We start from the raw sequence: 8,944 nt of genomic DNA, 5'->3' as shown, positions 1-8,944 counted from the left end.
GCTCCTTGCTACGCCATCACGCCGAAATCACTCGGTTCTTCGAGCCGTCCAGCTTCACCGTCTCCAGACGGCCTTCCTTGATCAGCGCATAAATGGACGTGCGCCCCAGGCTCAGAGCCTTGGCAGCGCCGTTGATGGATGTTGCGATGGGTTCCATGATTGCACTCCGTTGTGTTCGCCAGAATGTTGGCGAACACAGGATGCAAGTTCTGGCTTCGGCTTTCGGCCTGAATGGCTGATAATGGGTCAAAAGGCCCGAAGGCTTTTTAACCCATACCGCCCACGATCTTTTGAGCGCGCTGCCGAATCTGACTTAACGCAGGCGCATCTCCACTTTGGTCTAAAAACCATTGTTGAAGCATTTCCTCGATGCGGGCTTGAGCACCTGCGCCAGTAGGCAAACCGTCGGGTTTGTTGGCGAGCATCACGATGTGGGCCATTGCACCATCCCAATCCCACTTTCGAGGCCGACCTAGAGACTTGGCTTGATCGCCCCGCGCTGTCACCATAGGCGACACGGCCGTTATGCGTTCATTGGGCAAGAGCATTTCGACCTTCGTAAGTTCAAAGCACATCCCCGATAAACTCACCTCAAAATCGGGATCGTCTAGCTCAGATGGCAGATGCTCCTCTTGATCCCAAAATAAGTGTTCTTCCCTATTTTTTGGCGACGGTATGAAGCTTGTTCTCAGTGTGCCCGCTTCCCAATCTATCTCTTCTGCAAATATGAAAAACCCGGCTCCTACATGATGGGGTTCATCACTATCATCCCAGGACAATGAATCTTCTTCGAAGGAGTCCATGCCATCCTTGCCAACCAACTTTTCGGCAAGGTCTTCAGAAAATTGCTCTCTTAAAAATTCGTCAAGCCTAGGGCTCGTTTTCAACGGGCTCGCTCCGCCCTCTCGGAGTTCATCCAAATATTCATTGGGAAGCGTTAGAATTAGTTCTGCAACTCTACCCTTGGATTTGATGAAGCCAGCCGTGAAATATGGATTTATTTCGCCTTCATAGATCATCCAAAGGAGCATCCGCTTTACCCACGGGCGGGGGGATGCGGCAGCAAGAAAGGCGATTGTTTCGGCGGATGAGATTAGCTTCACGCCGTTGATTTAGCAGCCAAATGAAATTGGACAACCTCGCCCCCTCTCCGAAGCATATCCAGATGATCGCTCCACCACTGCGCCATCTGCACCCGCTCGGCCCAATAGACCGACCGATGATAGGCCGCTCGCACTTGATTGGCTTCGCGGTGCGATAAGGCGCGCTCGATAGCGTCCGGGTTCCACTTGCCGCTTTCGTTCAATAGAGAGCTGGCCGTCGACCGAAAGCCATGGGCTGTCATTTCGTCGCCGCTATAACCAAGCCGCCGCAGTGCCCCATTGATCGTATTTTCAGACATAGGCCGGGAGGCCGACCGGATAGACGGGAAAACATAGATGCCACGTCCGGTCAAAGCCTGCATGTCGTGGAGGATGGCAAGCGCCTGCTCCGACAACGGGACATGGTGCGGCTCACGCATTTTCATGCGGCTGGCGGGGATCGTCCAGACTGCCTTATCGAAGTCAATTTCCGACCATTCCATCTGCCTCACTTCGCCGGGCCGTTGGAAGATGTGAGGAGTCAGGCGCAAGGCATAGAGCGTGGCGGGCTGGCCCTGATAGCTATCCATCGCCCGCAACAGCTCACCCAACGCCTTTGGATCGGTGATGGCCGCATGATGCTTTACCTTTGGCGGCACCAGCGCGCCTAGCAACATTTGCGCCGGGTCATTGCTGGCCCGCGCCGTTGCGACCGCATAGCGAAACACGCGGCTGGCAAAAGAGCGCATCCGGCCAGCCGTCTCCCGCTTGCCGGATTGCTCCACCTTCTTCAACACAGCCAGCAATTCATGCGGCGTTACTTCGGCAATCGGACGCGCGCCAATGGCGGGGATCAACAGCGTCGACAGCCAGCGCACCTTATCCATCGTGGCCTGTGCCCGGCCTTCCTGCTCCATGCGGGCAATATATTCCTCTGCAACCGCCGCGAAGCTGTTGGCCGCGCCCAGCATGATCGCAATCTTGGCCTCCTTTTTCGCTTGGCCGGGATCAATGCCCTCGGCCAGTCGCTTGCGGGCCTCATCGCGCAGAACCCGCGCACCCTTCAAACTGATTTCGGGATAGCTGCCGAAAGACAGCAGCTTTTCGATTCGCTTCGGCTGGCCCTGATCGTCCGCGCCATCCACCCGATATTTCATGCGCCACAGCAAGCCGCCCGAAGGATGCACCAGCAGATGCAAACCTTTTTCGTCCGCCAGCTTGTAGGGCTTAGCCTTCGGTTTGGCATTCTTGATCGTGGTATCTGTCAGCGCCATTTCGGCCACCCCCAAATCGTCGCCGCAATCTGGGGGTATTTCGATCAGCACTTTTGCAGACCACCCCCAGCCATACCCCCAACAGAGCGTGATTGCTGGCGAACATAGCCGAACAAGCCCGGCCATTTCGTGGGCATTTTTAGCAGTTTTCTGGGGTTTTCTCAATCATTCGCGGGACTTGGCGAACAGGTAAATGGTGCCCGGGGACGGAGTCGAACCGCCGACACTGCGATTTTCAGTCGCATGCTCTACCAACTGAGCTACCCGGGCACGCTTCCGGTGAGGACCACCGGCGCGTCGTGAGGCGTGCCTATAGGCATCAGGCCGGGGTGCTGTCTACCCCATCGTCGCCACTTTTTTTCATCTCGTCCGAAGCCGGCGCGCCGGGTACGCTATATCCTTCACCCAGCCATTGCAGAAGGTCGCGGTCGCGGCAGGCCTTCCCGCAAAAGGGGCGGGTTTCGGGATGCGAGGGCTGGCCGCAGATCGGGCAGGAGGCAGCTTTAGGCGACATGGCCAGCCGATATGGCGAGGGTCGCGTCCGCCTTCAAGCTGACCGCGCCGCCGCGGCGGCGGGCGAGGGTTTCGATCCAGTCGGGCGCCTTATGCAGGCGGTCGATGATCGCGGGGGCGGCGGTAATCGTTGCGGGGCCGCCATTGCCGTGGCGTTCGGCCCTGCGGAGGAGGGCCAGCGCCGCCGTCTCGACCGGATCGGCGCGGAGCAGTTCCATGAGGTTCATGCGCTCGCGGCGGCGGATGATCTGGACGAAGCCGAAGCCGTTGACCGCCGTACGCTCGAACGGGAGCGGCAGATATTTGTCGATCTGGGCGGAGGCGACGGCGCGCTCATCCTTGTTGTTCATCGTCGGCAGGTCGATGCCGATCGAGCCGGTGAGGCCCATTCGGCGGATCGCCTGCGCGGCCAGTTTCGCGCCCTTGGGACCGAGCTTGGCAGGGGGCATGGAGCCGTCGACGTCGATCAGGATCATCGCAGGCGTGGGGAAGATGCGCAGGGCGGCTTCCTCCGTGCCGATGTCGCCGGAGATCGCCTCTTCCATCAGTTCGCTCCAGCCATGGGCCTCGAAACGGTCCTCTTCATGCGCGGGGCAGGGGATGATGGGGATGCCCGTGCCGCGCAGGCGCTGGAGCAGGCTGGGGGCGGGATGCGCTTTCGAGCCGGGCTGGGCGATGCGCGCCTTGGCGAGCTTGGCGCGGCCCTCTTCCGGGATGGCTTCGCGCAGGATGTCGAGGAGGACGGTGGCACCCTCCGCGATTTTCGGCGGAATGGGTTCGACCAACACTTCCTCGCCCGAGATCAGGCGGGCGATGCCGCGCTTCTTGGGGATGACGGTGCGGACGAGCTTGCCCTGCATGACCGATCCGGCGCGGGCGGCGTCGCTCTCCCGTTCGATCTGCGCTTCGACCAGCTTGCCCTTTTCGATCAGTGCGGCGCGGGCCTCACCAATACCTTCTTCATAGAGCCATTCGGCCATGCGGTTCAGTCCTGTTGGTCGGGATTGCCGAGCCGGGAAATGTGCCATTTCCCTTGGCTCCCTCTAGTCCAGTGGATAGCCCGCTGCCTTGAGCAGCGCGCGGGTTTCGTAAAGGGGCAGGCCCATGATCGCGCTGTGGCTGCCCTGGATGGCGCGGATCAGGCCGGCGGCGCGGCCCTGGATCGCGTAGCCGCCCGCCTTGCCGTGCCATTCCTCCGACGCGATATAGGCGTCGATTTCGGCGCGATCGAGGCGTTTGAAGGTCACGATATTGGTCGAAAGGCGGTGGCGGGCCCTGCCCTCCGCGTCGATCAGGGTGATGGCGCTCAGGACGCGGTGGCGCCGGCCTGAGAGGAGTTTGAGGCACTCGCGCGCTTCGGCCTCGCTTTCCGTCTTGGGCAAGATGCGACGGCCCGCGGCGACCACAGTATCGCCCGAAAGGACCAGCGCGCCGGGATGACGCTGCGCCACCAGGGCGCCCTTGTCGGCGGCGACACGCACGGCATAGGCGGCCGGCAGTTCGACCTTCATTGGGGTTTCATCGACGTCGGCCGGGTCCACCGCATCGGGAGACACGCCAATCTGTCCCAGAAGGTCGCGCCGTCTGGGGGAAGCCGAAGCAAGGATGAGCCGCATCAGAAAAGCGGCTTATTTGAAGCGGTAGGTGATCCGACCCTTGGTGAGGTCGTAAGGGGTCAGTTCGACCAGCACTTCGTCGCCCACCAGCACGCGGATGCGGTTCTTGCGCATCTTCCCGGCGGTGTGGCCGAGAATTTCGTGATCATTTTCCAGCCGCACGCGGAACATGGCGTTGGGGAGAAGCTCCACAACCTGTCCGCGCATTTCAAGCAGTTCTTCTTTTGCCATAATATCCTGAGAAATCGAAAAATCGCGCCGCCATAGCGCCAAAAAACCGAAAAAGAAAGTTCAGGCTGAAACGCCAAACGCATCACCCGCTTTCTCGAGCACCGCGAAGACGTGATCCAGCTGATCTGCGTCAAGGCAATAGGGCGGCATCAGATAGATGCTATTGCCGAGCGGGCGCAGCAAGAGGCCGTTTTCTCCCGCGAAGGCACGCAGGCGCGGCGCGAGGTCGGAGAGATAGCCCGCGTCCGGCGCGATCAGGTCGATGGCCGCGATCACGCCGATCTGGCGCGGATTGGCGAAGGCGGGATGCGCGCCGAGCCGTTCGAGTCGCTGCGCCATCCCCTTGCCGAGAATCGCGATGCGGCCCAGCACATCCTCTTCCCGCCAGATGGCGAGATTGGCGGCGGCGGCGGCGCAGGCGATGGCGTTCGCGGTATAGCTGCTCGAATGGTAGAAAAGCCGGGCGCGGTCGGTGGATCGGTGCGCTTCGAAGATGCGCGGCGTGGCCAGCGTCGCGGCGAGCGGGATCGCGCCGCCGGTGATGCCCTTCGCCACCGCCATGATGTCCGGCACCACGCCCGCCTGCTCGCAGGCGAACAGCGTGCCGGTGCGGCCCCATCCGGTCATCACCTCGTCCGCGATGAACAGGACGTCGTGGCGGGCGCAGATCGCGGCCATCGCCCGCAGGACAGGCGCCGGGTAGATCAGCATCCCCCCCGCCCCAAGGATCAACGGCTCGACGATGAAGGCGGCAGGCTTTTGCGCGCAGGCGGCTTCCAGAGCGTCGAGCGTTGCCTGTTCCATACCCGCATGGGGAAAGGGGATGATGCCCACATCGAACAGCAGGGGCGACCAAGCGGCATTGTAGACGCCTCGCTCGCCGATCGACATCGCGCCGATGGTGTCGCCATGATAGCCGTGCTGAAGGACGAGGATGCGGTGGCGCGGCTCGGACAGGCCGTCGAGCGCCCGGTTATGCCAGTAGCCGAGCGCCATTTTAAGCGCGACCTCGACCGCCGTGGAGCCGCTGTCGGAGAAGGACACATGGGCGAGCGGATCGCGATCCGCCGCCTTCGGGGCGAGATCGACCAGTCCCCGCGCCACTTCTTCGGCCGGTCCGTGGGTGTAGCCGGCAAAGATCAGCTGATCGAGCTGGCCCGCCTGGCTCGCAATGGCGGCCGCGATCCGGGGATGGCAATGGCCGTGGGTCGTCACCCACCAGCTCGCGATGCAATCGATCAGCGTGCCGCCATCGGCCAGATGCAGCAAAGCCCCCTCTGCCCGCAGGACATGGGGGATCGGCTCGTTCAGGCCGTGCTGGAAAAAGGGGTGCCAGACAGGGGAGGTCATGGCCGTTGCTTAGGCCAGGCGCCTCCCCTTCCGCAATGCCGCGCTTATTGGGCAGGCGGGGTGGCGGGCGAAGCCGGGGCCGCAGCGGCAGCAGGCGCAGCGGCCTGGATCTTCTGCTGAAGCGCTGGATCAGCGGCCGCGGCCTGACCGATCTGGTTGAATTTTTCCGGCGGAATGCCGGACGCCTGAAGCGCCGCCAGCATCTTGGGTTGCTTGTCGGCATCGGCGATCGACGCATCCTGCTGGATTTTCGTCACCTCGACGGCGGCGGCGGCAAACTGCTTGATCTCGGCATCGGTGAAGGTGCTGGCGCCTGCGGCCGGGGCAGCCGGAGCGGCCTGCGCCGGAGCAGCGGGGGCGGCAGCATCCTGCGCAAAGGCAGGCGCGGCAGCAGCCAGGGCCAATGACGCGACACCGGCCTTCAGAAGAATGTTATTCAGACCCGTCAAAATGCTTCTCCTCAACTTTACCAAAATGAAAGCTGTGGAAGAGGCCGGCCGGATTAAAGAGCCTTCCGGTGAAACGTTGCATTTAAGAGACAGTCAACAAATTAATAGCAGCCAATCGTGCAAGGCAAACGATTCACCGCGCGCCCGAATCATTGCGCCTTCGCAATGGGACGGGACCGGATTTGTCAAACCGGGTCCCGCCCCGATTCTCACCAGATCTTCACCCGATCCTGCGGCGCGAGGGTGATCTTGCCGCCCGCCTCCGGCTTGAAGGCCGCATACCATTGGTCGAAATTGCGCACCGTGTCGGCGCGATATTGCGACGGCGAATGCGGATCGGTGACCAGACGCTGACGCAGATTGGGCTCGCGATAATTGCGCCGCCATACCTGCGCCCAGCCCAGGAAGAAGCGCTGGTCGCCGGTGGTGCCGTCGATCACCGGCGCGGGCTTGCCGCCGAGCGACGCATGATAGGCATCAAGCGCCACCGCGACTCCGGCAAGGTCGCCAATATTCTCGCCCAAGGTGAAGGCGCCTTTCACATGCGCGCCGGGGAAGGGTTCATAGGCGTCATATTGCTTGACCAGCCGGTCCGTCAGCGCCTTGAAATTGGCGACGTCCTGATCGCTCCACCACTGGTTGAGCTTGCCTGTCTCGTCATATTTCGCGCCCTGATCGTCGAAATGATGGCTGAGTTCATGGCCGATCACCGCGCCAATACCGCCATAGTTCACAGCCGGATCGGCATGGGGATCGAAGAAGGGCGGTTGCAATATGGCAGCGGGGAAGACGATCTCCACCATGCCGAAATTGGCATAGGCGTTGATCTCCATCGGGGTCATGCCCCATTCCCAGCGATAGATCGGCTTGCCGAGCTTGCCCATCTGATAGTCGAACTCATACTGGTTCGACCGCAGCGCATTGCCGAACAGGTCGTCGCGCTTGATCGTCAGGCCGGTATAATCGCGCCATTTGTCGGGATAGCCGATTTTGGGCGTGAAGGCGGCCAGCTTCCTGTGGGCGCGGGCCTTGGCGGCGTCGCTCATCCATGTCAGGCCATCGATGCGGCGGCCCATGGCAGCGATCACATTCCTGACCAGCTGATCCATCGCCGCCTTGGTTTCGGGCGGGAAATATTTCGCGACATAGACCTTGCCGACTTCCTCGCCCATCGAGCTTTTCAGGAAATCCACCGCGCGCTTCCAGCGGGCCTCGCGCTCCGGCGTGCCGGAGAGGGTGGTGCCATAGAAGGCGAAATTCTCGTTGGCGATGCTGTCGGGCAGATCATCGGCAAGGCTGTGCAGCGTGCGCAGCAGCAGCGCGTCCTTCAATACCCCGACCGGCGCCTTGGCGATCAGCGCGGCTTCGCCGGTGACCGCGCTGGGCTGCGACACCAGCAAATCCTTGGGCGCGAGTTTGTTGGCGGCGAAATAAGCGGTGAAATCGAAACCGGGCGCGGCCTTCTGCAAATCCGCCAGGGTCATCTTGTTATAGGTTTTGTCGGCATCGCGGCTGTCCACCTGCGTCCAGTGGACCCTGGCGATCTCCGTCTCGAACGCCATCAGCGCGGCGGCGCGGACCTTGGCATCGGTTTCCCCGGCCAGCGTCAGCATCTTTTCCAGATGCGCGACATAGGCGGTGCGGATCGCCGCCATTTTCGCGTCGGGTTCGAGGTAGAAATCGCGGTCGGGCAGGCCAAGGCCATCCTGATGCAGCACGAGGATATAGGTTTCAGGGTCCTTGTCGTCCTGATTGACATAGAAGCCGAAGGGGCCGTCAATGCCTGCCCGGGCGGCTTGGGCGGCGAGCCTGGCGTAGCCGGCCTTGTCCTTGACGCCCTTGATCTTCGCCAGCCACGGTTTGGCCGGGTTCAAGCCCTTCTTCTCGACCGTGGTGGCATCCAGATAGCTGGCATAGGCGGCGCCGATCTTGCTGGCCGGGTCGTTCTGCGCAGCGTCGAGAATGCCCTTGGTCCGCTCGCGCGACAGGTCGTCCAGCACGTTGAAGGCACCGTAATTGGACTTGTCCGCCGGGATCGGCGTGTTCTTCGCCCATGTGCCATTGGCATGATCGTAGAAATCGTCGCCGGGCTTGACCGATCTGTCCATGCCGGCACTGTCGAAGCCGTAACTGCCATAGGTGGGCCTGGCAGCCGGATCGGTCTGGGCGACGGACGCGCCGGCGGCCAGCGCAACTGCCGCTGCGCCGAGGAGGAGATATTTCATCAAAAGCTTTCCCTTGCTTCATGGTCAGGGCGCGAAGACGTGCCCATGATGGCAGGGAGTTGAGCCGCCCCCGGCCCCCATGTCCATGTCGTTGGTCGAAAAATTGGCGGGGCTTGCGGGTTTTGGGGGGGCCTGGCCGCGGAAGAATAACGTGCTCCTGCGACGGCAGGAGTCCCGTTCAAACGGCGGGACCGGGCTGTCGCG

General features: G+C 62.0%; 10 protein-coding genes and 1 tRNA gene. All 11 read right to left on the bottom strand.

Going from position 1 to position 8,944, the window contains the following annotated elements; translation table 11 throughout:
* Positions 1-16: 16 nt before the first annotated feature.
* Complete coding sequence (locus tag RUH75_RS22645; RefSeq protein WP_313809461.1) at positions 17-157, bottom strand: hypothetical protein; 141 nt, start codon at positions 155-157, stop codon at positions 17-19.
* A gap of 109 nt (positions 158-266) precedes the next feature.
* Positions 267-1,019: a hypothetical protein gene (locus RUH75_RS22640; protein WP_313809460.1), complete on the bottom strand. Its 753-nt coding sequence runs from the start codon at positions 1,017-1,019 to the stop codon at positions 267-269.
* An 80-nt stretch (positions 1,020-1,099) separates the two neighbouring features.
* On the bottom strand, positions 1,100-2,356 hold the full coding sequence (locus tag RUH75_RS22635) for a phage integrase central domain-containing protein (protein ID WP_313809462.1): 1,257 nt from the start codon (positions 2,354-2,356) through the stop codon (positions 1,100-1,102).
* Between the two features lie 194 nt (positions 2,357-2,550).
* Positions 2,551-2,626, bottom strand: a tRNA-Phe gene (locus tag RUH75_RS22630).
* Between the two features lie 49 nt (positions 2,627-2,675).
* On the bottom strand, positions 2,676-2,870 hold the full coding sequence (locus RUH75_RS22625) for a DNA gyrase inhibitor YacG (RefSeq protein ID WP_313809459.1): 195 nt from the start codon (positions 2,868-2,870) through the stop codon (positions 2,676-2,678).
* Positions 2,860-3,849 carry a ribonuclease gene (locus tag RUH75_RS22620; protein WP_313809458.1) on the bottom strand — a complete coding sequence of 330 codons (990 nt, stop codon included), beginning with the start codon at positions 3,847-3,849 and terminating at the stop codon, positions 2,860-2,862. The genes RUH75_RS22625 and RUH75_RS22620 overlap by 11 nt, the downstream gene beginning before the upstream one ends.
* A gap of 63 nt (positions 3,850-3,912) precedes the next feature.
* Positions 3,913-4,485, bottom strand: coding sequence for a nucleoside triphosphate pyrophosphatase (locus RUH75_RS22615; RefSeq protein WP_313809457.1), 573 nt, complete (start codon positions 4,483-4,485; stop codon positions 3,913-3,915).
* A 12-nt stretch (positions 4,486-4,497) separates the two neighbouring features.
* Positions 4,498-4,716 carry a translation initiation factor IF-1 gene (gene infA, locus RUH75_RS22610; protein WP_003049127.1) on the bottom strand — a complete coding sequence of 73 codons (219 nt, stop codon included), beginning with the start codon at positions 4,714-4,716 and terminating at the stop codon, positions 4,498-4,500.
* Positions 4,717-4,776: 60 nt separating this feature from the next.
* Positions 4,777-6,066: an adenosylmethionine--8-amino-7-oxononanoate transaminase gene (locus RUH75_RS22605; protein WP_313809456.1), complete on the bottom strand. Its 1,290-nt coding sequence runs from the start codon at positions 6,064-6,066 to the stop codon at positions 4,777-4,779.
* A gap of 44 nt (positions 6,067-6,110) precedes the next feature.
* A complete protein-coding gene (locus RUH75_RS22600) occupies positions 6,111-6,515 on the bottom strand; it encodes a DUF4168 domain-containing protein (RefSeq protein WP_313809455.1) in 405 nt (134 codons plus the stop codon).
* A gap of 209 nt (positions 6,516-6,724) precedes the next feature.
* A complete protein-coding gene (locus RUH75_RS22595) occupies positions 6,725-8,740 on the bottom strand; it encodes a M13 family metallopeptidase (RefSeq protein WP_313809454.1) in 2,016 nt (671 codons plus the stop codon).
* Positions 8,741-8,944 lie beyond the last annotated feature (204 nt).

The organism is Sphingobium sp. (assembly GCF_032153725.1).
GTDB lineage: Bacteria > Pseudomonadota > Alphaproteobacteria > Sphingomonadales > Sphingomonadaceae > Sphingobium.
The sequence above is the reverse complement of the archived record's forward strand: the minus strand, read 5'-3'. Positions and strand labels throughout refer to the sequence as shown.